At 69.0% G+C, this 24184-nt stretch carries 21 protein-coding genes; 9 read left to right on the top strand and 12 right to left on the bottom strand.

Annotated features, from left to right (window positions below; all coding sequences use genetic code 11):
• Positions 1 to 10: 10 nt before the first annotated feature.
• The 5 genes from OHB00_RS25740 to dnaA all read right to left on the bottom strand — a co-directional run bounded on the left by OHB00_RS25740 (position 11) and on the right by dnaA (position 6786).
• The gene (locus OHB00_RS25740) at positions 11 to 544 is read right to left on the bottom strand and encodes a DUF721 domain-containing protein (RefSeq protein ID WP_406437940.1); all 534 of its coding nucleotides are present in this window, start codon (positions 542 to 544) and stop codon (positions 11 to 13) included.
• Positions 541 to 1662, bottom strand: coding sequence for a DNA replication/repair protein RecF (gene recF, locus OHB00_RS25735; RefSeq protein ID WP_406437939.1), 1122 nt, complete (start codon positions 1660 to 1662; stop codon positions 541 to 543). Before recF ends, OHB00_RS25740 begins: the two co-directional genes overlap by 4 nt.
• Positions 1663 to 1712: 50 nt before the next feature.
• Entirely contained in the window at positions 1713 to 2588 is an 876-nt protein-coding gene (gene gnd / locus OHB00_RS25730; protein ID WP_406437937.1) for a phosphogluconate dehydrogenase (NAD(+)-dependent, decarboxylating), read from the bottom strand.
• Between the two features lie 178 nt (positions 2589 to 2766).
• Positions 2767 to 3897: a DNA polymerase III subunit beta gene (gene dnaN / locus OHB00_RS25725; protein WP_181801349.1), complete on the bottom strand. Its 1131-nt coding sequence runs from the start codon at positions 3895 to 3897 to the stop codon at positions 2767 to 2769.
• 921 nt (positions 3898 to 4818) lie between these two features.
• Positions 4819 to 6786: a chromosomal replication initiator protein DnaA gene (gene dnaA, locus OHB00_RS25720; RefSeq protein ID WP_406437935.1), complete on the bottom strand. Its 1968-nt coding sequence runs from the start codon at positions 6784 to 6786 to the stop codon at positions 4819 to 4821.
• A 374-nt stretch (positions 6787 to 7160) separates the two neighbouring features.
• Here dnaA and rpmH point away from each other — a divergent pair, with 374 nt between their 5' ends.
• The 9 genes from rpmH to OHB00_RS25675 all read left to right on the top strand — a co-directional run bounded on the left by rpmH (position 7161) and on the right by OHB00_RS25675 (position 14140).
• Complete coding sequence (rpmH, locus tag OHB00_RS25715) at positions 7161 to 7298, top strand: 50S ribosomal protein L34 (RefSeq protein WP_015659252.1); 138 nt, start codon at positions 7161 to 7163, stop codon at positions 7296 to 7298.
• A 21-nt stretch (positions 7299 to 7319) separates the two neighbouring features.
• The gene (rnpA, locus tag OHB00_RS25710) at positions 7320 to 7691 is read left to right on the top strand and encodes a ribonuclease P protein component (protein WP_089100455.1); all 372 of its coding nucleotides are present in this window, start codon (positions 7320 to 7322) and stop codon (positions 7689 to 7691) included.
• Positions 7688 to 8050, top strand: coding sequence for a membrane protein insertion efficiency factor YidD (gene yidD / locus OHB00_RS25705; protein WP_406437933.1), 363 nt, complete (start codon positions 7688 to 7690; stop codon positions 8048 to 8050). The genes rnpA and yidD overlap by 4 nt, the downstream gene beginning before the upstream one ends.
• A gap of 3 nt (positions 8051 to 8053) precedes the next feature.
• Positions 8054 to 9367: a membrane protein insertase YidC gene (gene yidC, locus OHB00_RS25700; protein ID WP_406437931.1), complete on the top strand. Its 1314-nt coding sequence runs from the start codon at positions 8054 to 8056 to the stop codon at positions 9365 to 9367.
• 15 nt (positions 9368 to 9382) lie between these two features.
• The gene (locus OHB00_RS25695) at positions 9383 to 9895 is read left to right on the top strand and encodes a protein jag (protein ID WP_406437929.1); all 513 of its coding nucleotides are present in this window, start codon (positions 9383 to 9385) and stop codon (positions 9893 to 9895) included.
• Between the two features lie 118 nt (positions 9896 to 10013).
• Positions 10014 to 10730, top strand: a complete 717-nt coding sequence (rsmG, locus tag OHB00_RS25690; protein ID WP_406437928.1) for a 16S rRNA (guanine(527)-N(7))-methyltransferase RsmG — start codon at positions 10014 to 10016, stop codon at positions 10728 to 10730.
• A 298-nt stretch (positions 10731 to 11028) separates the two neighbouring features.
• Positions 11029 to 12102: a ParA family protein gene (locus OHB00_RS25685; protein WP_406445982.1), complete on the top strand. Its 1074-nt coding sequence runs from the start codon at positions 11029 to 11031 to the stop codon at positions 12100 to 12102.
• The gene (locus tag OHB00_RS25680) at positions 12099 to 13217 is read left to right on the top strand and encodes a ParB/RepB/Spo0J family partition protein (protein WP_406437926.1); all 1119 of its coding nucleotides are present in this window, start codon (positions 12099 to 12101) and stop codon (positions 13215 to 13217) included. The genes OHB00_RS25685 and OHB00_RS25680 overlap by 4 nt, the downstream gene beginning before the upstream one ends.
• 305 nt (positions 13218 to 13522) lie before the next feature.
• Positions 13523 to 14140, top strand: coding sequence for a GNAT family N-acetyltransferase (locus OHB00_RS25675; protein ID WP_406437924.1), 618 nt, complete (start codon positions 13523 to 13525; stop codon positions 14138 to 14140).
• 61 nt (positions 14141 to 14201) lie between these two features.
• Here OHB00_RS25675 and trxA read toward each other — a convergent pair whose 3' ends face one another.
• The 7 genes from trxA to OHB00_RS25640 all read right to left on the bottom strand — a co-directional run bounded on the left by trxA (position 14202) and on the right by OHB00_RS25640 (position 24108).
• Positions 14202 to 14534, bottom strand: a complete 333-nt coding sequence (gene trxA, locus OHB00_RS25670; RefSeq protein WP_181801339.1) for a thioredoxin — start codon at positions 14532 to 14534, stop codon at positions 14202 to 14204.
• A gap of 46 nt (positions 14535 to 14580) precedes the next feature.
• The gene (gene trxB / locus OHB00_RS25665; protein ID WP_406437922.1) at positions 14581 to 15549 is read right to left on the bottom strand and encodes a thioredoxin-disulfide reductase; all 969 of its coding nucleotides are present in this window, start codon (positions 15547 to 15549) and stop codon (positions 14581 to 14583) included.
• Between the two features lie 204 nt (positions 15550 to 15753).
• Complete coding sequence (locus OHB00_RS25660) at positions 15754 to 16647, bottom strand: anti-sigma factor family protein (RefSeq protein WP_406437920.1); 894 nt, start codon at positions 16645 to 16647, stop codon at positions 15754 to 15756.
• Complete coding sequence (gene sigM, locus OHB00_RS25655) at positions 16644 to 17369, bottom strand: RNA polymerase sigma factor SigM (protein WP_406437919.1); 726 nt, start codon at positions 17367 to 17369, stop codon at positions 16644 to 16646. The genes OHB00_RS25660 and sigM overlap by 4 nt, the downstream gene beginning before the upstream one ends.
• A gap of 35 nt (positions 17370 to 17404) precedes the next feature.
• The gene (locus tag OHB00_RS25650) at positions 17405 to 19126 is read right to left on the bottom strand and encodes a protein kinase family protein (RefSeq protein ID WP_406437917.1); all 1722 of its coding nucleotides are present in this window, start codon (positions 19124 to 19126) and stop codon (positions 17405 to 17407) included.
• A gap of 119 nt (positions 19127 to 19245) precedes the next feature.
• Positions 19246 to 21582, bottom strand: a complete 2337-nt coding sequence (murJ, locus tag OHB00_RS25645; RefSeq protein WP_406437916.1) for a murein biosynthesis integral membrane protein MurJ — start codon at positions 21580 to 21582, stop codon at positions 19246 to 19248.
• A 45-nt stretch (positions 21583 to 21627) separates the two neighbouring features.
• Complete coding sequence (locus tag OHB00_RS25640) at positions 21628 to 24108, bottom strand: DUF6049 family protein (protein WP_406437914.1); 2481 nt, start codon at positions 24106 to 24108, stop codon at positions 21628 to 21630.
• Positions 24109 to 24184 lie beyond the last annotated feature (76 nt).

Genomic DNA, 24184 nt, shown 5'->3' with positions numbered 1-24184 from the left:
CACCCTCAAGTCACCCGTAGGTGTCCCCGGGACCCGTGCTCCCAGGGGCGCGCAGCGGACCGTAGCGCCGGGGCGGGCCCCCGGGATTGAGCACCTTGATCAGACGTACGGTGCCGTGCCCCAGGTCCTCGTTCAGGCGGGCGACCAGCGCCGGCGCGAGGTGGCGCAGCTGGGTCGCCCAGGCCGTGGAGTCGCACTGGACTACCAGCACCCGCTCGTCCTCGTCGTACCGCTGGGGCACACAGTGCTTCGCCAGATCCTCGCCGACGATCTCCGGCCAGCGGCCCATCACCCCGCCCACCGCGGCCGGCGTCTCCCAGCCGCGCTCGGTGATCAGCCGGTTGATCGCGGAACCCAGCGCCATGGGATCACGGCCGTCGGCGCGCGCGCCGGAGCGGAGGCCGCCGCGCCGCGCCTGCTTCTTCTGCTGCGCCGCGTCCCCACGCGCGCGCGCCGCCTCTCTGGCCGCTCTGAGCGCCACGCGCGCGAGGTCGACACCGGAGGGTTCGTCCTTGGGCGCGGGTCCGGGTCCGTCGGTGCTCATGCGCGCTCCACCGTCCCGTCGGCCACCGCGTACCGCGTCCCCGTGAGGATGTGCGGCACGTCGTCGTCCACGGCAGCGGTGACCAGCACCTGCTCCCCGGGGGCGACCAGCTCCGCCAGCCGCTCCCGGCGCCGGGCGTCCAGCTCGGCGAACACGTCGTCGAGCACCAGCACCGGCTCGTTTCCCTCGGCCCGCAGCAGGTCGTACGACGCGAGGCGCAGCGCCAGCGCGTACGACCAGGACTCGCCGTGCGAGGCGTACCCCTTGGCGGGCAGCTGCCCGAGCTTGAGAACCAGGTCGTCGCGGTGCGGACCGACCAGCGTCACACCCCGCTCGATCTCCTGCTTGCGGGCGTCCGCCAGGGCCGCCATCACCTGGGTGTACAGATCCTCGCGCGTGTGCGCCTCACCGGGCGCCGACGGCCTGTACTCCAGCGCGATCGGACCACCGCCCGGCGCCAGCTGCTCGTACGCCTTGTCGGCCAGCGGCTGGATCGCGGCGATCAGGTCGAGCCGCTGGGCGAGCAGCTCGGCACCGGCCCGCGCGAGGTGCTGGTCCCACACGTCGAGGGTGGACAGGTCCATGGAGCGGCCGCCGTGCCGCCGCGCGAGGGCCGCGGACTTCAACAGGGTGTTCCGCTGCTTGAGGACACGCTCGTAGTCCGACCGCACACCGGCCATCCGCGGCGACCGCGCGGTGATCAGCTCGTCCAGGAAGCGGCGCCGCTCACCGGGATCGCCCTTCACCAGCGCGAGGTCCTCGGGCGCGAACAGCACGGTCCGTACGATCCCCAGCACGTCACGCGGCCTGACCTGCGAGGACCTGTTGATGCGGGCGCGGTTGGACTTGCCGGGGTTGAGCTCCAGCTCGACCAGCTGCTGCCGGTCGCCCTGCCGGACCTGGGCCCGGATGATCGCCCGGTCGGCGCCCATGCGGACCAGGGGAGCGTCGGAGGCGACCCGGTGGCTGCCGAGGGTGGCCAGATAGCCGACGGCCTCGACGAGGTTGGTCTTGCCCTGGCCGTTGGGGCCGACGAAGGCGGTGACGCCCGGGTCGAGCGGGACCTCGACCTGGGCGTAGGAGCGGAAGTCGGCCAGCGACAGATGCGTGACGTGCATAGGTGTTTCGCCGACCTCCCCGTGACCTGCTACTTCGTCTCTGCCTGGTGCTACTTCGCCGCTACGGCGTGGCCGCCGAACTGGTTGCGCAGCGCGGCGATCATCTTCATCTGCGGCGAGTCGTCCTGCCGGGAGGCGAACCGCGCGAACAGCGAGGCGGTGATCGCGGGCAGCGGTACCGCGTTGTCTATGGCGGCCTCCACAGTCCACCGGCCCTCACCGGAGTCCTGTGCAAAACCCTTCAGCTTGTCCAGGTGCTCGTCGTCGTCGAGGGCGTTGACCGCCAGGTCGAGCAGCCAGGAACGGATGACCGTCCCTTCCTGCCAGGAGCGGAAGACCTCGCGCACGTCCGTGACGGAGTCGACCTTCTCCAGGAGCTCCCAGCCCTCAGCGTAGGCCTGCATCATCGCGTACTCGATGCCGTTGTGGACCATCTTCGCGAAGTGGCCCGCGCCGACCTTGCCGGCGTGCACCGAACCGAAGTCGCCCTCCGGCTTGAGCGCGTCGAAGACCGGACGGACCTTCTCGACGTGCTCGGCGTCGCCGCCGTACATCAGCGCGTAGCCGTTCTCCAGGCCCCAGACACCGCCGGAGACCCCGCAGTCGACGAAACCGATGCCCTTGGCGGCCAGCTCCCCGGCGTGCCTCTCGTCGTCCGTCCAGCGCGAGTTGCCGCCGTCGACGACCACGTCACCGGGGGCCAGGAGCTCGGCCAGCTCGTCGATCGTGGACTGCGTCGGCGCCCCGGCCGGGACCATCACCCACACCACGCGCGGCCCGCTGAGCTTGCCCACAAGCTCTTCCAGGCTGTGGACATCGGCGAGGTCCGGGTTGCGGTCGTATCCGACGACGGTGTGGCCCGCGCGGCGGATCCGCTCGCGCATGTTGCCGCCCATCTTGCCGAGGCCGACGAGACCGAGCTCCATCAGTTGGTTCCTTAGGTTGCGGTGTGGCAGGAGAGGCACGTTCGTGCCCGCGTCCGAGCCTAATCGCGACCCCTTGCGCACAGTTGTGGGCATAGCCGCTCACCTGGGGAAACCCACCGTGCCTCAATGCCGGGTACCCACAGGGGGCGCCCCGGCACCATGCACAGCTGTGGACAACTCAGCCGCTGAGGCGCACCGGCATGATCAGGTACTTGTAGGCCTCGTCCGCCTCCGCGTCCAGCGCCGGCTTGCCGCTGAGCAGCGCGGGCTTGGTGGACGTCGTGAACGACAGCTGGGCGACCGGCGAGTCGATGGCGCTCAGGCCGTCGAGCAGGAAGGTCGGGTTGAAGGCGATCGAGATGTCGTCGCCGTCCAGCTGCGCGTCGACCCTTTCCACAGCCTGTGCGTCGTCGCTGGAACCGGCCTCCAGGATCAGCACGCCCTGCTCGAAGCTGAGCCGCACCGGTGTGTTCCGCTCGGCGACCAGGGCGACGCGCTTGACGGCCTCCACGAAGGGGGCGGTCTCGATCACCGCCACGGAGTTGAACTCGGTCGGGAACAGCGTGCGGTACTTCGGCAGGTCGCCTTCGAGCAGCCGCGTGGTCGTACGCCGGCCCGCGCCCTCGAAACCGATCAGCCCCTCGCCCGCGCCGGAACCGGACAGGGCCAGGATGACGCTGTCGCCGCTCGTGAGGGCCTTGGCGGTGTCCAGGAGCGTCTTGGCGGGCACCAGGGCGACCGCGGAGGCCTCCGGGTTCTCCGGCTTCCACAGGAACTCACGCACCGCGAAGCGGTAGCGGTCGGTGGAGGCCAGGGTGACCGTGTCGCCCTCGATCTCGATCCGCACACCGGTCAGCACCGGCAGCGTGTCGTCACGCCCGGCGGCGATGGCCACCTGGGAGACCGCGGAGGCGAAGACCTCGCCGGGGACCGTGCCCGTCGCGTTCGGCATCTGCGGCAGGGACGGGTACTCCTCCACCGGCAGGGTGTGCAGCGTGAACCGGGACGATCCACAGACCACCGTCGCTCGTACACCGTCTGTGGAAATCTCCACCGGCCGGTTGGGCAGCGCACGGCAGATGTCGGCGAGCAGCCGGCCGGAGACGAGGACGGTGCCCTCCTCCTCGACCTCGGTCTCGACGCTGACCCGCGCGGAGACCTCGTAGTCGAAGCTGGACAGGCTCAGCTGGCCGTCCTCGGCCTTCAGCAGCAGGCCGGCGAGGACCGGCGCCGGCGGACGGGCCGGGAGGCTGCGTGCCGCCCAGGCCACTGCCTCCGCGAGTACGTCGCGTTCCACCCGGATCTTCACCGTAAGCCCGCCTCCTGCTGTTGCCGGGGCTTCTCGCCCTGCTGCGTCTTCGTCGTCTGTCCCGGTGTCGCCGGCCCCGGGGAGGGGGAGAACACCGGGGACCAGTCTGACGCACCGCACTGACAGCTGGTGCCCGTCGGGGTCAAGTCGTGACGAGGCGCGGTCAGAGGCCGGAGAGCGAGTTGTGCACAGGGCCCTCTTCGAAACGGATTCCGAGCTCTCTCTAGTTGTCAGTAGTAGTAGGGCCTGTGGATACCGTGGATAACCTCGTTTGCCCAGCTCAGGGCCAATATTTTGTCCACTGCCCCTGTGGGTGGAGCCGGTGGACAACTGACTGTCGCTGTGGAGAACAGAAAGTTCTGCACACACCGTGCACAGCCTGAGGGGAGTTCTCCCCAACGCCGTCCCCAGCTTTACCCACCTTTCCCACAGGCCAACCCGGCACCTTTGTGTGACGCCTTTCACTCGACTCGGTGAGCGGGCGCGTCGTGTTGCCGAACAGTGGACAGCCATGTGGAGAAGCTGGGGATTGCTGGGGACAACCGCCCCTCAGCCTGTGGGGTACCGGTGGACAACTTCATGCACAGCCTGTGGAAGCTTCCGTCGTCCACAGTCTGTGGAGATCCGTCGTCCACCATTCCACAGGCACCTGAGCTGCCACGATGCTCTTTCGACCGCCAGCCTGTGGACAGCGTTCGGGACAACTTCACAGTCCCCAGGGTGTGGACGCAAGAAAGTCAGCAAATCTGTGGAGGACGGCCGTAACCGGGGCGGTAATCGAACAGCACAGCGTCCCGAAGGGGGCATGGGGAACCGCGCGACGAGCCCCCACCGACGGGCACTGGCCCCCCTCCGAACCACCCCAGGACGCCAAAAGGCGCCCTCGGGATCTCTCCCAAGGGCGCCTGAGGCGTCGTACAGCTATCCGTTCTTGATGCGGTTGGTCAGCTCCGTCACCTGGTTGTAGATCGACCGCCGCTCGGCCATCAGCGCCCGGATCTTCCGGTCGGCGTGCATCACGGTCGTGTGGTCGCGGTTGCCGAACTGCGCCCCGATCTTCGGCAGCGACAGATCCGTCAGCTCCCGGCACAGGTACATGGCGATCTGTCGCGCCGTGACCAGCTGCCGGCCCCGCGAGCTTCCGCACAGGTCCTCGACGGTGAGGCCGAAGTAGTCGGCGGTCGACGCCATGATGGCCGTCGCGGTGATCTCGGGCGTCGTGTCCTGCCCGCCCGGGATCAGGTCCTTGAGGACGATCTCCGTCAGCCCGAGATCGACCGGCTGCCGGTTGAGCGAAGCGAACGCCGTCACCCGGATCAGTGCGCCCTCCAGCTCACGGATGTTGCGCGAGATGCGGGAGGCGATGAACTCCAGCACCTCCGGCGGCGCGTTCAGCTGCTCCTGCACCGCCTTCTTGCGAAGGATCGCGATCCGCGTCTCCAGTTCCGGCGGCTGGACGTCGGTGATCAGCCCCCACTCGAACCGGTTGCGCAGCCGGTCCTCCAGCGTGACCAGCTGCTTGGGCGGCCGGTCGCTGGAGAGCACGATCTGCTTGTTGGCGTTGTGGAGCGTGTTGAAGGTGTGGAAGAACTCCTCCTGCGTCGACTCCTTGTCCGCGAGGAACTGGATGTCGTCGACGAGCAGGATGTCCATCTCGCGGTAGCGCTTGCGGAAGCTGTCGCCCTTGCCGTCGCGGATGGAGTTGATGAACTCGTTGGTGAACTCCTCCGAGCTCACGTAGCGCACGCGCGTGCCCGGGTAGAGGCTCCGCGCGTAGTGCCCGATCGCGTGCAGCAGGTGGGTCTTGCCGAGTCCCGACTCCCCGTAGATGAAGAGCGGGTTGTAGGCCTTCGCGGGTGCCTCGGCGACGGCGACCGCCGCCGCGTGCGCGAAGCGGTTGGACGCGCCGATGACGAACGTGTCGAAGAGGTACTTCGGGTTCAGTCGGGCGGTCGGCTCACCGGGGCCGCCGGCCGGCGCGGGCTTCGCGCCGAGCGGCCCGGGACCGCCGGCGCTCGGCATGTTCGGGAGATTCGGCAGGTCCGGCCGTCCGGGACCGCCGCGGTGCCCGGGGCCCGGCCCGCCGGGGGGCTCGGGCAGCTCACGGCGTCCGGAGTCCCGGTCGTAGTCGGCCCGGTCATGGGCGGCGCGGTCATGGGCGGCGCGGTCATGGGCGGCCCGGTCATGGGAGGGTCGCTCGTAGTCGGACCGGTCGTAGTCGGACCGCGGCGGTTCGTACTCCGCGCGCTGCTGGTCGTACAGCGGCCGGTCCAGCGGCTGTTGCGGGCGGTACTCCTGGCCGTACGAGTCGCCGTAACCGTCCGAGCGGTACGTGTCCTGGGACGGCGAGGCATACGGGTCGCGCTCGGGGAAGCCGAGCCGCGGCTGCTGCCAGCTGTACTCCTCCTGTCCCGGGCGCGGCCAGGCGCCGGGTTCGGGGCGCTGGTACTCGGAGGGGTAGGCGGGCCGGGCGGTGGGGAGCTGGTCGCGGCCGCCCTGGTCGGGCAGTGGGTCGGCGCGGTGACGGCCGTACCCGCCGTCGTACTGCGACGGCGGGAGCTCCGGGTCCTCATAACGCTGCTGCTGCGCGGGCGGCGTCGGCGGGGGCTCGCCCGCCGACTCGTCCACGGTGATCGCGATCCGGATCGGCCGTCCGCACTCGCGGCTCAGCGTCTCACTGACGATCGGCGCGAGACGGCCCTCCAGTACGTTCTTCGCGAATTCGTTCGGTACCGCGAGGAGGGCGGTGTCCGCGACCAGCGCGAGTGGCTGGCAGCGCCGGATCCAGTGTTCGTCCTTCGCCTCCACACCCTGACCGCGGCCCTCACCGAGGAGCTGCTCCAGTACTCGTGGCCACACTGCGGCAAGATCGGCAGGTACGTCAGCCACAGGGCACGCTCTCTCACAGGTCCCACGAACGTGTGGTTCGAGGACGGGTCGGGATGAATATCAGGTCGGGCGGGGATAAAGGAACGAATCGGAGTTCAGCCACGGTAGTCAGCGTGGCGGGTGCGGTTCAAGTTGTTGTCCCCAGCCTGTGGATAGTGTCTCTCCGTCACTGCTGGTTTGACCGAATGGCGTAGCCCCGCGTACCGTAACCAGGTCGAGTTGTCGATGGCTGCTGCCGCCTGCCTCCGATGGGCACAGATCGCTGAAGGTGATCGGGAAGCGGTGCACTCGGGCGTGATGCGAGCTACTCGTGGGCGCACGGTGACAGCCAGGACGGCACCCGCCACACCCGATTTGATTTCTGGAGCCCCCGAGTGAGCAAGCGCACCTTCCAGCCGAACAACCGTCGTCGCGCGAAGACCCACGGCTTCCGCCTGCGGATGCGCACCCGTGCCGGCCGCGCGATTCTCGCGAACCGTCGCGCAAAGGGTCGCGCCAGCCTGTCCGCCTGATCCCGATCAGGTCATGACGTCGTGCTGCCTACCGAGCATCGGCTGAGGCGGCGCGAGGACTTCGCGACCGCGGTACGACGGGGGCGCCGGGCAGGTCGCCCGTCCCTCGTCGTCCACCTTCGTAGCGGTGCCACGGACCCGCACGCGCCTGGGGAGAGCGCTCCCCCGACGCGTGCGGGTTTCGTCGTGAGCAAGGCCGTGGGTGGTGCCGTTGTGCGCAACACAGTGAAGCGCAGACTGCGTCATCTGATGCGTGAACGAGTCGCCCTGTTCCCCCCCGGTAGCCTGGTAGTCGTACGAGCGCTGCCCGGAGCGGGTGACGCCGACCATGCACAGCTGGCCCGAGACCTGGATGCCGCCATCGAGCGGCTGCTGGGAGGGGGCGCGCGATGAAGTACCCGCTGCTGGCTCTGATCAAGCTGTACCAGTGGACGATCAGTCCGCTGCTGGGTCCGGTGTGCAAGTACTACCCGTCGTGCTCCCACTACGGCTACACGGCCATCGACCGGCACGGTGCGATCAAGGGCACGGCACTCACGGCCTGGCGCATCCTGCGGTGCAATCCGTGGTCGCTCGGCGGTGTGGATCATGTCCCGCCGCGCAAGCGCCCGCGGTGGCACGAAATGCTGCGTGACGCCTGGCGTGCACGCAGGGGCGGGTCCTCCGCCGCCGAACCGGCCACCGAGGAGAAGTCTTCCGAGCTTCCTTCGAGCCCGGCCGCAGAGACTTCGTCCCATGCCCAAGGAGCATGATTAGTGGACACGATTGCCAGTCTGTTCAGCTTCATCACGACACCCGTCTCATGGGTCATCGTCCAGTTCCACTCGGTGTACGGGAAGATCTTCGGTCCCGACACGGGCTGGGCCTGGGGCTTGTCCATCGTGTCCCTGGTGATTCTGATCCGTATCTGCCTGATCCCGCTTTTCGTGAAGCAGATCAAGGCGACCCGGGCCATGCAGACGCTCCAGCCCGAGATGAAGAAGATCCAGGAGCGCTACAAGAACGACAAGCAGCGCCAGTCCGAAGAGATGATGAAGCTGTACAAGGAGTCGGGTACCAACCCGCTCTCCTCGTGCCTTCCCATCCTGGCGCAGTCCCCGTTCTTCTTCGCCCTGTACCACGTGCTCAACGGCATCGCGACGGGCACCACGATCGGCGTCATCAACGAGTCGCTGCTCGCCAGCGCCCGTAACGCCCACATCTTCGGTGCCCCGCTCGCCGCGAAGTTCACGGACGGTTCCGCGAAGGTGGAGGCGCTCGGTGCCTCCCTCACGGACGTCCGGGTCGTCACCGCGATCATGATCGTCCTGATGTCGGCGTCGCAGTTCTACACGCAGCGCCAGCTGATGACGAAGAACGTCGACACCACGGTGAAGACGCCGTTCATGCAGCAGCAGAAGATGCTGATGTACGTCTTCCCGGTCATGTTCGCCGTCTTCGGTATCAACTTCCCGGTCGGTGTCCTCGTCTACTGGCTGACCACCAACGTGTGGACCATGGGCCAGCAGATGTACGTCATCCGCAACAACCCGACTCCGGGTTCCAAGGCCCAGGCCGCGTACCTGGAGCGCCTGACCAACCACGTCACGCACCACGGCAAGACCCGTCGGCGCAGCGAGAAGACCATCATCAAGGCGATCGTCGCCAAGGGCCGTGATCGTAACGAGTTCGAGCGCAAGTTCATCAACGCGCTGACCAAGGCGGGCCTCGTGGCCCAGGCCGACGGCAACGTGGTGAAGGGCGAGGCCCAGGCCGACGTACAGACCGAGGACGGCGTCACGAGCACCAGCGCTGCCGCCAAGCGTCAGCAGCCCAAGCGTCAGACCAAGGCTCAGCGGCAGTCCGGTGCAGCGAAGGCGGCCGGCGACTCCACGTCGGACTCGTCGGATTCGGATGACGCGTCGGCCGTGGCGGACACGACGACCTCGCTCGAGAAGTCCGACGAGCCGCAGGACGCCAAGCCGGCTGCCCAGCAGGCCCCGAAGGGCGGCTCCAACGGCCGCAGCAGGGCCCAGTCCGGTCAGCGCAAGGGCGGTCCGCAGCGCCCCAAGTCCCCGTCCAAGAAGTAAGAAGGAGCCCATCCCGTGACGGAAGGCACCACCTCCGCCGCTGCCGAGGGTGCAGACACCCTGACTCGCCTGGAGCAGGAGGGCGAGATCGCGGCGGACTACCTCGAAGGTCTGCTGGACATCGCCGACCTCGACGGCGACATCGACATGGATGTCGAGGCCGACCGCGCCGCCGTGTCGATCATCAGCGACTCGGGCACCCGGGACCTGCAGAAGCTGGTCGGCCGCGACGGCGAGGTGCTGGAGGCGCTCCAGGAGCTGACCCGCCTGGCCGTGCACCGGGAGACCGGTGACCGCAGTCGGCTGATGCTCGACATCGCGGGCTATCGTGCCAAGAAGCGTGCCGAGCTCTCCGAGCTGGGCGCCAAGGCCGCCGCCGAGGTGAAGAACACCGGCGAGCCGGTGAAGCTCAAGCCGATGACCCCGTTCGAGCGCAAGGTCGTGCACGACGCGGTCAAGTCCGCCGGGCTGCGCAGCGAGTCGGAGGGCGAGGAGCCGCAGCGGTTCGTCGTCGTGCTGCCCGCCTGAGCGGCCTCCCCGTTGTACCGGCCCCGTCTGTTGAGCAGGCGGGGCCGAACTTTGTCAGCCTGGTAGTTCTGGTGGCCGGTGCGCGAAGCGCCGGCGCTGTACGGAAGGACGGTCCCCCGTGACGGAGGCTGCGGAGCTCCCCCCGGCGCCCGAACAGGCCCGGGAAGTGTTCGGCGAGCGCTTCGCCGACGCGGTCCGCTACGCGGAGCTGCTCGCCGAGGCGGGCGTGCAGCGTGGTCTGATCGGCCCGCGGGAAGTGCCCCGCCTGTGGGAGCGGCACCTGCTGAACTGTGCGGTGCTCTCGGAGGCCGTCCCCGAGGGGGTGACCGTGTGCGATGTGGGCTCCGGAGCCGGCTTGCCGGGGATTCCGCTGGCGCTGGTCCGGGAGGACCTCAACATCACCCTCCTGGAGCCCCTGCTGCGGCGCACCAACTTTCTCACCGAGGTGGTCGAGCTGCTCGGCCTGGACCACGTGACCGTGGTGCGTGGTCGTGCCGAAGAGGTCATGGGCAAGCTGCCTCCGGTGCATGTGGTGACGGCCCGTGCCGTGGCCCCGCTGGACCGGCTGGCCACCTGGGGCATCCCGCTGCTGCGTCCTTACGGCGAGATGCTCGCCCTCAAGGGGGACACGGCGGAGGAGGAGCTGAAGGCGGCCGCCACCGCCCTGGCCAAGCTTGGTGCGGTCTCCACGTCGATCCTGCATGTGGGTGAGGGTGTGGTGGATCCGCTGTCGACCGTCGTCCGTGTGGAGGTCGGGGAGAGCCCAGGCGGCGTGCGTTTCGCGGCCAAGAAGGCAAAGGCGGCTCGTACGGAGAGGACACGTAGGCGCCGCTGATCCGTCCTGACGGCCAGACGTACTCCACACAAGCTGCCAAACCTACGCATGACGGAGTGTCGCGGCTTTTCGGTACTGCTCGCTGTGCATCGTGTTTCACGTGAAACGTCGCTCACTGCTGCACGGCATCATCAGTCGGGGCCGCGCCGCGGCCGAACCGCGCGACCGAAAGCCTCTTGGATCCCTCGGAGAGGGGGCATCTGGTGACACTCCGTCCTCCCTGCGGGGCACGGAGTTGTCCACAGAGGTGGATTTCTCCACAGAACACCAGGCCTCACTGGTTCACGACCCCGAAGACATGGGAGGCTCTGTTCATTGCGAGCCTGAAGTCGAGGAGAGTGAATCCTTGCGGTCCGACGCCAACATCGCGGGACCGATGACCGATCCGGTCCCCGGTCCCCGTACCGAGTCGATGGGGGCGGATGTTTCACGTGAAACACCGCCTCCGATGGACGACACTCCCATCGGTCGTGCTGCCCAACTCGCGGTGGAGGCTCTGGGCCGCGCCGGCGAAGGACTGCCACGTCCGGAGCAGACCAGAATCATCGTGGTCGCCAACCAGAAGGGCGGCGTAGGCAAGACGACGACCACCGTCAACCTTGCCGCGTCCCTTGCCCTGCACGGTGGCCGCGTCCTGGTGATCGACCTCGACCCGCAGGGCAATGCGTCCACTGCGCTGGGGATCGACCATCACGCCGAAGTCCCGTCCATCTACGACGTGTTGGTCGAGAGCAAGCCACTGGCCGAGGTCGTCCAGCCGGTGGTGGACGTCGAAGGTCTCTTCTGTGCCCCTGCCACGATCGATCTCGCCGGTGCGGAGATCGAGTTGGTCTCCCTGGTGGCCCGGGAGAGCCGGCTGCAGCGGGCGATCCAGGCGTACGAGCAGCCGCTGGACTACATCCTCATCGACTGCCCGCCTTCGCTAGGCCTGCTGACGGTCAACGCACTCGTCGCGGGTGCCGAGGTGCTCATCCCGATCCAGTGCGAGTACTACGCGCTGGAAGGCCTTGGCCAGCTGCTGCGCAATGTCGACCTGGTGCGGGGGCACCTCAACCCCGACCTGCACGTGTCGACCATCCTGCTCACCATGTACGACGGCCGGACGCGTCTTGCCTCCCAGGTCGCGGACGAGGTGCGCAGCCACTTCGCTGACGAGGTGCTGCGGACGAGCATTCCCCGCTCGGTCCGCATCTCCGAGGCGCCGAGCTACGGGCAGACGGTACTGACCTACGATCCTGGATCGAGCGGTGCCCTCTCCTACCTTGAGGCGGCCCGAGAAATCGCGCTGAGGGGTGTCGGGGTCAGCTACGATCCCACGCAGGCCCACATCGGCGCTCAGACCAACCCGAGCATGGTGGAGGGGATCCAGTGAGCGAGCGACGGAGGGGGCTGGGTCGTGGGCTCGGTGCACTGATCCCAGCTGCCCCGACCGAGAAGACCCCGGCCCAGACGGCCATGGGGGGAACGGCAGCTCCGTCCCCCGCGGCGGTTCCGGTGCTGACGACCGACCGTGGGGTTGCCGCGGCGAAGGTGACGACGCTGCCGGCCGTCTCACGTGAGACCGAGGAAACGTCGGTGTTCGGAGTCGGAGGCGGCGTGGAGACGCCTGCTCCTCCGATGGGCGCTCACTTCGCGGAGATCCCCCTCGACGACATCGCGCCGAACCCGCGCCAGCCGCGTGAGGTCTTCGATGAGGACGCTCTGCAGGAGCTGGTCACCTCCATCCAGGAGGTCGGCCTGCTCCAGCCCGTTGTCGTGCGGCAGTTGGGTCCCTCCCGCTATGAGCTCATCATGGGCGAGCGGCGCTGGCGGGCTTGCCGTGAGGCCGGCCTGGAGGCGATCCCGGCGATCGTCCGGGCGACGGACGACGAGAAGCTTCTCCTGGACGCGCTGCTGGAGAACCTGCACCGTGCTCAGCTGAACCCGCTGGAAGAGGCCGCCGCCTACGACCAGCTGCTGAAGGACTTCAACTGCACGCACGACCAGCTGGCCGACCGTATCGGGCGCTCCCGCCCGCAGGTCTCCAACACCCTGCGGCTGCTGAAGCTCTCCCCGGCGGTCCAGCGACGAGTGGCCGCCGGAGTCCTGTCGGCCGGGCACGCCCGCGCCCTGCTCTCCGTCGACGACTCGGAGGAGCAGGACCGGCTGGCTCACCGCATCGTGGCCGAGGGGCTGTCGGTACGGGCCGTCGAGGAGATCGTGACCCTCATGGGCTCGCGGCCCCAGACGGCGACGCGCGCCAAGGGACCGCGGGCCGGCACCCGGGTCTCCCCGGCGCTGACCGATCTCGCGACCCGGCTCTCGGACCGCTTCGAGACACGGGTGAAGGTCGACCTGGGCCAGAAGAAGGGCAAGATCACCGTCGAGTTCGCCTCGATGGAAGACCTTGAGCGGATCCTCGGAACGCTCGCCCCGGGCGAGGGGCCGGTCCTGCACCAGGGCCTCCACGACGGCGACTCCTCGGCCTCCGAAGAGCCCGAGGACTGACCCTCGCTCACAGCGGAGCGGATCGTTTCCGGCACGTTTCGGAACACGGTCCGCTCTTTGCTTTGAGGCGGTGTCGATGTAATCGCTGTGTGGATACGATGCGAACGGTATGGCGCATCCACCTGGCAGCTGGCAGCACCTCTGAGAGAGGCGGGGGCCATGCGATCGATGAGCCGCACCGGACTGGTGAGCGCGGGTCTGGGACTGGGCGCGACCGTCGGATTCTTCGGCAGTCTGCTCAGGGAACGCAGTGCTCTGACAGCCGCTCGCGACGCCGCGGGCGAAGGAAGCGAGGAACAGCCTTCATGGGGCGTCGGCTCGTACCGCTCACGCTGGACAACCTTCAGGACCTTCCCCAGCGCTGTCGCTCGTGTGTCTTCTGGGAACTGGACCCCGTCAGCAGCGAAGCAGCGGTGAGAGCAGGCACATCCGTGCTGGAGAAGGAATCCTGGATCTCCGCCGTCCTGCTCGACTGGGGGTCGTGCGGGCGCGTGGTCTACGTCGACGACGTACCGGTGGGCTTTGTGCTCTACGCGCCGCCCGCCTACGTCCCGCGCTCCACGGCGTTTCCCACGAGTCCGGTCTCACCGGACGCGGTGCAGCTCATGACGGGCTTCATCATGCCCGGCTATCAGGGGCAGGGGCTCGGACGCGTGATGGTGCAGACGGTCGCCAAGGACCTGCTGCGTCGGGGCTTCAAGGCGATCGAGGCGTTCGGTGACGCCCGCTACAAGGAACCAGCCTGCCTTCTCCCTGCCGAGCACTTGTTGGCCGTGGGCTTCAAGACGGTCCGGCAGCATCCCTCGTACCCCCGGCTGCGGCTGGAGCTGCGGACGACGCTCTCCTGGAAGGAAGACGTGGAGCTGGCGCTCGACCGGCTTCTGGGGGCCGTACAGAAGGAGCCGGCGCTGCGGCCGCTGTGAGTGCCTCAATGCGAATGGGCCAGCCCCGAGGGGCTGGCCCATTCGTGTTTCACGTGAAACATCACTCGGCGATGAAGTCCTCAAGGTCGCGGAGCAGTGCGGCCTTCGGCTTGGCACCGACGATGGTCTTGGCGACCTCGCCACCCTGGTAGACGTTCAGGGTCGGGATCGACATGACGCCGTACTTGGCCGCCGTGTTCGGGTTCTCGTCGATGTTCAGCTTGACGATCTCGATCTTCTCGCCGTGCTCGGCGGCGATCGCCTCAAGCGAGGGGGCGATCTGGCGGCACGGACCGCACCACTCGGCCCAGAAGTCCACCAGGACGGGCTTGTCGCTCTTGAGGACGTCCTCGTCGAACGTCGCGTCGGTTACTGCCTTCAGGGTGCCGGCCACGGCGGGCTCCTTTACTAGATCGTGCGGTGGGGCGGAAGGGGAAAGCTCAGACGGCGGTCTTCTCAGGCTCGGCCTTCTCCTCGTCCGCCAGGGCGGAGAGGAAACGCTCGGCGTCGAGAGCGGCGGAACAGCCGGTGCCGGCCGCGGTGATCGCCTGGCGGTAGGTGTGGTCCACCACGTCACCGGCGGCGAACACACCCGTCACGTTGGTGTGCGTCGAGGGGGAGGCGACCTTGAGGTAGCCCTCCTCGTCGAGGTCCAGCTGGCCCTTGAAGAGCTCGGTACGCGGGTCGTGGCCGATCGCGATGAACAGGCCGGTCACCGCCAGGTCGGAGAGTTCGCCGGTCTTGACGTTGCGCAGCTTCAGGCCGGCCAGCTTCTGCTCGCCCTGGACCTCGGCGATCTCGCTGTCCCAGGCGAACTTGATCTTCGGGTCGGCAAAGGCGCGCTCCTGCATCGCCTTGGAGGCGCGCAGGGTGTCCCGGCGGTGGACGATCGTCACGGACTTGGCGAACCGGGAGAGGAAGGTGGCCTCCTCCATAGCGGTGTCGCCGCCGCCGATCACGGCGATGTCCTGGTCCTTGAAGAAGAACCCGTCACAGGTGGCGCACCAGGAGACGCCACGTCCGGAAAGGGCGTCCTCGTTCGGCAGGCCGAGCTTGCGGTGCTGGGAGCCCGTGGTGACGATGACGGCCTTGGCCCTGTGGACCGTACCGGCGGTGTCGGTGACGGTCTTGATCTCACCGGTCAGGTCGACGGAGACGATGTCGTCCGGGATCAGCTCGGCGCCGAAGCGCTCGGCCTGCGCCCGCATGTTGTCCATGAGGTCGGGGCCCATGATGCCGTCGCGGAAGCCCGGGAAGTTCTCCACCTCGGTGGTGTTCATCAGGGCGCCGCCCGCAGTGACGGCCCCCTCGAACACCAGGGGCTTCAGCGACGCGCGCGCGGTGTAGAGCGCCGCCGTGTAGCCGGCGGGCCCGGAGCCGATGATGATCACGTTACGGACGTCGCTCACGGCTTGATTCCTCGTCTCTGGTCTACGTCATTCGACCGGTGAGAGCTTCTGTCAGAAGCTCTCACCCCACCCAACGGATCCTAAGGGGCGCGCATTCCCGGTGTGTCCGGGCACACGGGCATCCTCACCGTACGGATTTCCATGCGGGGGCGAGACGATGCGTTCTCTCTCCGAGCCTTCTCCGAGGCCATCCGGAAAGCAGGCTCAGGGGTGAGCCAAAGACTCCGTGAGGAGGATCTTGCCGGGGGAGGCGGACGTCTTGTCGACGCAGGACGCATCGACGACGTACGCCGTCACCCGGGAGGCGTCGGAGGCGTCGGCCAGGACGACAAGGTAGACGTCCTTCCCTTGGTACGTCCCCTCCTTCGCTCCGAGGGCATCGCCGGTCTGACTGATGCCCTGGCGGACGCATGCAGGCACCCGTACCGAGGGCTGGATCAGGACCTTCGGGGTTTGCGACGAGCCCGGCTGGCCGGTGGCCTGGGACTCGACGCTGAAGGGCTTCTGGGAGCCCCGCTGGGTGCTCGTCTTGGTGCCGAGGAGGTCCTTCACCTGGCTTGGGAGGGTGCTCTTGGAGAAGGTCCCGGCGGACTTCGTCGGCTTGCCCTGAGCTGTCGTGGACCCATTGGAGCCGAGTGACTGAAGAAAGAAGGAACCGGCGCCCAGGACGGCGGCGGTGAAGACAGCGCCGAGGACGACCGTCCGGCGGCGTCGGCCGCGGTCCCGTCCTCGGTTCTTACGGCCGGGACCGGCGGAGGCACTCGGCCGCCCGGCAGGGCGCTCCCCCGGGGACGACACCTCCCGGGGTGATGTTTCACGTGAAACATGTGCCGTGGGTGCCGTGGCGTTCAGCAGGGCCTCGGCGGCGAGTGCGGCGTCGATCCGGCCTGCGACATCGGCCGGCATGCGTGGCGGCCCCGGCAGTGTGCCCAGCAGACCCTGGATCTCCTCCAGCGAGGCGTGGACGTCGGCACAGAGCTCGCACTCGTCCAGGTGCCGTCGTACTTCCGCGGTGCGGGCCGGTGGCAGCAGGCCCTCGGTGAGGTCGGAGATCTCCGCGACGTCCGGGTGCCCGGTCGTGTCTGTCGTCGAAGTCACGCTCGCCCACCTCCGCCCTTCACTGCGGCTGAATCACTCGGCCCGGTGTCCTGTGGACCCCCGTCCTGAGGACCCGCTGCGGGTGGGACGGATGTCCCCTCCGCCCGGTTCCGTGCCGGGTCCGGATCCTTTTCGTCACCGGTGCTTTCCGGCCGCAGATGGGTGAGCAGCGGCAGGAGTCTGGCTCTGCCGCGGGCACAGCGGCTCTTCACCGTCCCCGTGGGCACATCGAGGATCCGGGCCGCCTCGGCGACCGGGTAACCCTGCATGTCGACCAGGACGAGGGCGGCCCGCTGGTCGTGGGGCAGAGTGCCGAGAGCTTCCAGGAGCTGGCGGTGCAGATCGTTCCGCTCGGCCGGAGCGGAGGCCGATTCGTGCGGCTCCAGCAGCTGCTCCAGCCGCTCGGTGTCATCGACGGGCGCGGTCTTGCGGGAGGCCGCCTTGCGGGCACGGTCGAGGCAGGCGTTGACCGTGATCCGATGCAGCCACGTTGTGACGGCCGACTGCCCTCGGAAGGTGTGGGCGGCCCTGTAGGCGGAGACCAGAGCGTCCTGGACGGCGTCAGCGGCCTCCTCGCGGTCCCCCAGAGTCCGCAGGGCGACCGCCCAGAGCCGGTCCCGGTGCCGGCGCACGATCTCACCGAAGGCATCGGGGTCGCCCTCCACATGGCGGGTGAGCAGATCCTGGTCGCTCACTCCGCCGTATCCGGCGCCCTCCGCCATCTGCCCCCTCCGCCTTCGGTGCCGCCGGTGAGACGTCAGCCTGTGAACTTCACTTCGGTGACGGCCTGCTTGTAGCCGGCTTGTGCGTACGCGTCGGGGTCCGCGCCCGAATGCGGTACGGCGGTGATCCACACGAGCACGTACTGGCTCTTCAGCTTCTTGCTGACCTTCACCGTGGCGGTGTTCCCGGTGGTGGTGACACTGCCGATCTGCGTCATCGAGCTGATCGACCCCGGGTTCAGCGAGTCGGCGGCGTACAGCGCGATCGTTGTGTGATCGCCAGAGTAGCGAAGGGAGATGGTTCCCGTGGCGAGTTCCTTCGCGGAGCCCAGGTCGTAGACGATTCCCACACCCGGCTTGTACGGCGCCAGCTTCGGACCGCTCACGAAGGTGTTGGTCCTCCAGTACGTCGAAGTGCTGCCGTCGTACGTCTTCTTGACGTCGTTCGGGTGCTGGGCGTCGCCCTCGGCGACGTACTCCTGTGCGTTCTGGATCTTTATCGTGGCGGCGGGCGCGGGGCTGGCGCTGTTCTTGTCGCCGTCGTCCGTCGTCTGGGTGTTGGTGGTGTCGCCGGGCTTGTCGCCCTGGTCCATCAGGGCGTCCGCGAGCTGCCAGCTGCCCAGGCCCAGGGCGGCGATGAGGAGGGCCGAGACGGCCCACTTCAGCGCCTTGCCGGTGCGGCTCTGGAGCGGGAGCGGCGGGGCCTGGATGGGCTGCGTCGCGCCGGGAGGCGTGGGGCGGCCGTAGGTGCCCTGCTGGTACGTGGTGCGCTGGTACTCGGGCGGTGCAGTGAACGCCGGCTCCGGCGGGCGGATGCGGGGCATCTCGCCGATCGCCTTCACCAGTTCCTCCGGCGTGGTGCACGCGGACTCGTGGCGGGAGGCGGTCGCGCCGTCGTTGACCAGAGCCCGCATGGCGAGCTCGGACAGGCCGCGGTGGACACCGGCCCGCACCTGGTCGGGGGCGATCAGACCGATGTCCTTGGGCAGACCGGCCAGACCGTAGGCGTCGCTCTCGTACGGCCAGCGCTGGGTCAGCGCCGCGTACAGCAGGGCGCCGATCGCCTCGGTGTCGGTGCGCTGGGGGGTGTCCGAACTGATGCCGCGCAGCGCCGCGTTCACCGCGAGGCCGCGGATGCGCCACTGGCCGGTGGAGGCGCGCAGCACGGCGTTCGGGTTGAGGCGGAGATGGGCCAGGCCCTCGCGGTGCGCGGCCGCCATGGCCGAGGCGATCTGACTGACCATCTGGTAGGCGTCGTGCGGCTCCAGCGGTCCGGCCGCGAGCAGCGCGGTCAGCTCCGTGGCGTCCGGCAGCCACTCGTGCACCACGTAGACGAGGTCGTTCTCCTCGACGGCGTCCAGGACCTGCACGAACCTGGGGTCGCCCAGCAGCGCCGCCGAGCGGGCGGCAGCCAGCACAGCACGGGTCCGCGGATGATCAGCGGGCAGGATGTGGACGCCGACGGCACGGCGAAGTTTCTCGTCGACCGCGCGCCAACTGCTGAATCCGTCCAGACGGGTGACGCACTCCTCAAGGCGGTAGCGTCTGGCCAGCTTGTGGCCGCTGTGCAGTTCCGGGGGTGAGGGCTTCTTCTCAGCACCCGCGTTTGTGCCGCTTCCCTGTGCCTCGTCGCTGTCCGTGTCCCGCTCCGGGTTCTGGGCCACCCCGTCGGCCGTGGACTGGTCCGCCTTGGCGGTCAGCGGCTCGTCACCGCTGTTGTCTGCCACGTCGACGGCAGCCGTGCTCCGTTCCGCCACCGTCGTTCCCTGCCTCCCCATCCGTTGCACGCTGTCCGACGCCGAAACCAATTGTGCCCACAGTCCCCCGCTATGCACGACACGCGGCGGCGAACGATGGTTGTGCGCTTACCCCCGCCTCAGCGCCCCAGACGCCCGCGCACCATACCCACGAGGGAGTTGAGCTCCTCGATGCGCATGCGGCGCGCGGCGACGTAGAAGACGCCGAGCAGTACGGCTCCGCCGGCCAGCAGCGCGGCGAAGGAACCGATCACACCCTGCCCCAGAGTGTGGCCGATGCCGTAGCAGGCCGCACCACTGAGCACCGCCGCCGGTACGGAGGCGATGCAGAGCCTCGCGTAGGTGCGGGTGACCCGGGAGCCGTCCAGGTCGCCGCCGAGCCGCTTGCGCAGCCGCCGCCAGGCGACCCCCACGCCGATCGCGTAGGCCAGGCCGTAGGAGGCGGCCATGCCGGCCACCGCCCAGCGGGCCGGGAGCAGCAGGTAACAGGTGACCGAGGCACCCGCGTTGACCGCCGCGACGATCACCGTGTTGTAGAAGGGCGTACGGGTGTCTTCGTACGCGTAGAACGCGCGCAGGACCACGTACTGCACCGAGTAGGGGATCAGGCCGAGGGCGAAGGCCATCAGCATGTATCCCATGTTGGTGGCCTCGCTGATGCCCGAGGAACCGAAGATCAGGGTGCACATCGGGATGCCGAGGGCCAGGAACCCGAAGGCGATGGGGACGATCGCGACGGCGGTCGTCCTGAGGCCCTGGGAGATGTCGTCGCGGACGGCGCCCGTGTCGTTCTCGGCGGCCGAGCGGGAGATCCGCGGCAGCAGGGCGGCCATGAGGGAGACCGTGATGATGGCCTGCGGCAGACCCCAGATCAGCTGGGCGTTGGCGTAGGCGGCGAAGCCGGTGCCGTCGACCGGGGAGCTCTTGCCGGCCGAGGTCGACAGCTGGGAGACGACGAGCGCGCCCGCCTGGTTGGCGAGCACGAACAGCACGGTCCACTTGGCGAGCGTGGCGGCCTTGCCGAGGCCGTGGCCCCTCCAGTCGAAGCGCAGCCGCAGCCGGAACCCGGTCTCGCGCAGGTAGGGGATCATCGCCAGGGCCTGGACCATGAGGCCGAGCAGTACACCGAGGCCGAGCAGCCGCTGGCCTTCCGGCGGGATCGTGGTGACCTTCATACCCGAGTGCGCGGCCGTGCCGTACACCCAGATGAACAGGCCGAGGGTGACGATGATGACGATGTTGTTGAGGACCGGGGTCCACATCATCGCGCCGAACTTGCCCCGCGCGTTGAGGATCTGACCCATCACCACGTGGATGCCCATGAAGAAGATCGAGGGCAGGAAGTAGCGGACGAAGGTGATGCCGACCTGGTTGGCCGCCGGGTCGCTGGCGACCGAGTCGGACAGCAGACGGATGAGGAAGGGCGCAGCCGCGATGGTGGCCGCGGTGAGCAGGCCCAGCGCCACCATGACGAGGGTCAGCAGACGGTTGGCGAAGGCCTCGCCGCCGTCCTCGTCCTCCTTCATGGCGCGCACCAGCTGCGGCACGAAGACCGAGTTGAGGCCGCCGCCGACGGTCAGGATGTAGATCATCGTCGGCAGCTGGTAGGCGACCTGGAAGGTGTCACCGAGCAGGCCGACGCCGAGCGCGGACACGATCAGCGCGGAGCGGACGAAGCCGGTGAGGCGGGAGACCATCGTGCCCGCCGCCATCACGGCGCTCGACTTGAGCAGGCCCCCGGCCTTTCCGCCCTTCTTCGCGGGGACGGGCACCGCAGCCGCGGCGGGGACGGCACCGAGGTTCAGCGTCTGGTCGACCGCGGCAGCCGGAGCCGGCGGGGCCTGGTACGGCGGCACCTGCGCCGGCCCACCCGGGGCGGCCGCCGGACCCGGCACCGCCGGGGGCTCCGGCGGCAGCTGACCGCCGCCCTGCTGCGGCTCCCGGTACCCGCTCTGCTGCGGCTCCCGGTACCCGCTCTGCTGCTGGTCACGGAAGCCGCTCTGCTGCTGATCGCGGAAGAGATGTGCGAAGGCGTCCGGCTCGTGGCGCTCCTCACCGGAGTTCGAGACCAGGTCGTCCACGCCCACGAACTGGGTCGTGCGCGGATCGTCGCCATACGGCAGGTACTGGCTCGGGCCGTCCGGCTCCGGCGCCGGCGTCTGGGCCCACACATGCGGGTCGGGGGCGTACGGAGACTGGGCGGGCTGCCCGTACAGCGGCTGCTGCGGGTAGCTGCCCGGAGCCGGCGGGGGGTGCGCGGCACGGTCGTAGAGCGCCTCGGCGACCGGGTCCTGGGCGGAGAGGTCCCGCGCACGGTAGGGGTCCTGGTCGTAGGCGTCCTGGAGGTACATGTCAGCCGCGTGCTGCGGCGGGACCTGGCCGGGCTCCGGCGGCGGCTCGGGGTAGCCCGAACCGGCCGCGCCCTGGCCGCGTTCACCGTCGTACGGCGCGTTCATGGTTACCCCACCTCATCGTCCCGGGCCCACCGGCCACGACATCGCTCAACGGTCCACTCTCTCACCCGTCTCGGACGGGTCGGCGCTTTCCGGTGCGGTGTCCGGTGTCGGGTCACTCGGCTGCTCCGGGTCGTCTGCCCGGGACCGGCCGACGGACTCCTCCTGGAGACGATCCCCGTGCGCAGCGGGGTTCCCCGGCCCGTCGGTGCCCTCTGAGGTCTTGGTCTCCGGGGCGGCGGGTGTCTCCGGGCCATCGGGAGTCTCGGGGGTGCCGGGAGTCTCGGGGTCGGCCGGAGTGCCGGGGGCGCCGGGAGCGTCCGGGGTGTCCTCGTCCGCCTCGTCGGGGCCGTCGTCCTCCTCGGCCCGCCGGGCGGCCGCCCGCTTGCGCTGGGTGTACATCCGGAAGCCGGCGAGCACCAGCAGCAGCACACCGCCGCCGATGACCAGCATCACCGTCGGTGTGACCTCGGTGACCTTCACGTCGAACCTGACGGGTGCGCCGTACTCCTGGCCGTCCTCGGTGTACAGCTGGGCGGTGACCTCCACCCGGCCGTTGGCATTGGCCGAAGTGGAGAACTTCACGGACTGGCTGTGGCCGCCGGAGACATCGACGGGCTGCTCGTAGTAGGGCTTGCCGCCGATCTCCAGTCGGGTCGGCATGGTCGAGGTGAGTCGCAGGACGAGGTGGCCGACGCCCTGGACCAGGTTGTTCTGGACGGTCACCGGGATGGTGGCGCTGCGTCCGGAGAGCTTGGTCTCGGACTTGTCGATCAGCTTGACCTGGCCGATGAGGTCGTCCAGCCAGGACTCCACGTTCGTGCGGAAACTGTCCGCCGCGCTGCCCCGGCCCCGCCACGACGTGGACATCTCGCGGTTTATGGCCCGCCCGAAGGGGGTCACCACCCGGGACTCGTCGGTGAGGATCACCTGGAAGTTGTCGAGCTTGTCCTGGGTTCGGGCGATCTGTTCGAAGGCCGTCCGGGGCAGCTCCTGCTTGCGCAGCGAGGACGGGTACGCGGACGACGAGGGGATCTTCGTGGTCGCGCCGGGGTCGGGCTTGGCCTTGGCGGCCGCCGAGAGGTCCTGGGACTGCGACCAGTTGCTGTCCTGCAGGGCCGTGATCGCCGTCGCCATCGCCTGGGCCTGGCTCGCCGACGGCATCCGCTGCGGGGCGACGACGATGCTGCGCTGCTTGCCCGTCTGGGTGTTCAGCGCCAGGCTCTGCGCGAGGAACTGCTGCACCGCGAGAGTGGCCGAGTCGGCGTTGGTCAGATCGCCCTCGAACGCCGTGGACATGCGGGCGTCGGCGACCACCGCCGTCGTGCCGCCGCCGATCGGGCGCGCCGCCGAAGGCGTGTAGGTCAGCCCGCCCGTCTCCTGGAGGCTGTCGCTGCGGGCGATCACCTTGTCCGCGCCCCCCGAGGTGGCGACCTTGATGATCGAGGGGTCGACGGCGCCTTCCACGGGCCACGCGAAGTCGGTGTTCGGTGTGACATGGAGCACGGTCGTGACGGTGGTGGCGGCGACGTCGGTGGCGTCCTTGAGGTGGCTCAGCGAGCCGGTCACGCTGGTGCCGTTGTGAGCGAGGGAGGCCAGGTCCGGGTCGGCGAAGGGAAGGGCCACCACCTCCTTGTCCGCCACCGCGTCCTGCAGGTCGTCCAGGAACTGCTTGGCCGCCGCCTGGTGGGTGCCGGCCGTGGTGGTGGTGCCGTTGCCCTGGATCCGGTAGTTGCCGGTCATCGCGTCCACGGAGGCCAGCAGATCCGGGTCGATCACCCAGGTGACGTCCAGGTCCTTGCCGAGCGCCAGCATCTGGGCCAGCCGGCCGCCGGGTGAGATCTCCTTGGCGAGGTCGTCGTTCTCGAAGACGGGCGTCTGCAGCTCACCCGCGCCGGTCTTCGCCGTCACATGGACGGTGGAGATCAGCGGCCACAGATATGTCGTCTTCGTCTTCGTGTCGGCCTCGGAGGACTGCCACGGCAGGAACGTCCGCTGGATGCCGAGGACCTGGTCCCACTGCTGCGTGGACGTCTTGCCGGACAGCGAGACCCCGAACTGGTACACGCCGTCCTGGCCGAGGTCGAGCTTGTCGACCGGCACGGCGATGCTGAAATGCTCCGCGACCCCCGGGCCGAGCGAGTCGAAGTCCTCGGTGTACTTGCCGCCGACATCCGTGCCCAGGCTCGACTGGAGGTCGTCGGAGTGCCGGGCGGCCGTGTCGATCTCGGAGCGCGTGCTGAGCAGGGAGCCCACCCGCAGGTCCACGTGTGCGTCCGTGACCGCCTGCTTGCTGTTGTTGGTCACCGTGCCGGAGACCGTCAGCGTGTCCCCGTCGGTGGGGGCGCTGGGGCTCAGCGAGTCCAGGGCGACGGACACGGTGTCCGAGCCGGCCGCCTGCGCCGGCGCCGCGGCCGGCAGCTGCATCAGTCCGGCCAGCAGGGGCGCACCCGCGAGCAGTGCCCCGGTGCGCCGCAGCCAGCGGCGGGCAGGTGAGGGCGTCCCCTGGAAGTCTGCCGCCTCGGCCACGCGCTCGTCCGTCCCTCGTCGTCGTCAGTGGTCGTCGGAATGTGCGTCCACGCATGGTAACGAGGCGCGCTGAACG

The organism is Streptomyces sp. NBC_00631 (assembly GCF_045206895.1).
In the GTDB taxonomy this organism is placed as follows: domain Bacteria; phylum Actinomycetota; class Actinomycetes; order Streptomycetales; family Streptomycetaceae; genus Streptomyces.
The sequence above is the reverse complement of the archived record's forward strand: the minus strand, read 5'-3'. Positions and strand labels throughout refer to the sequence as shown.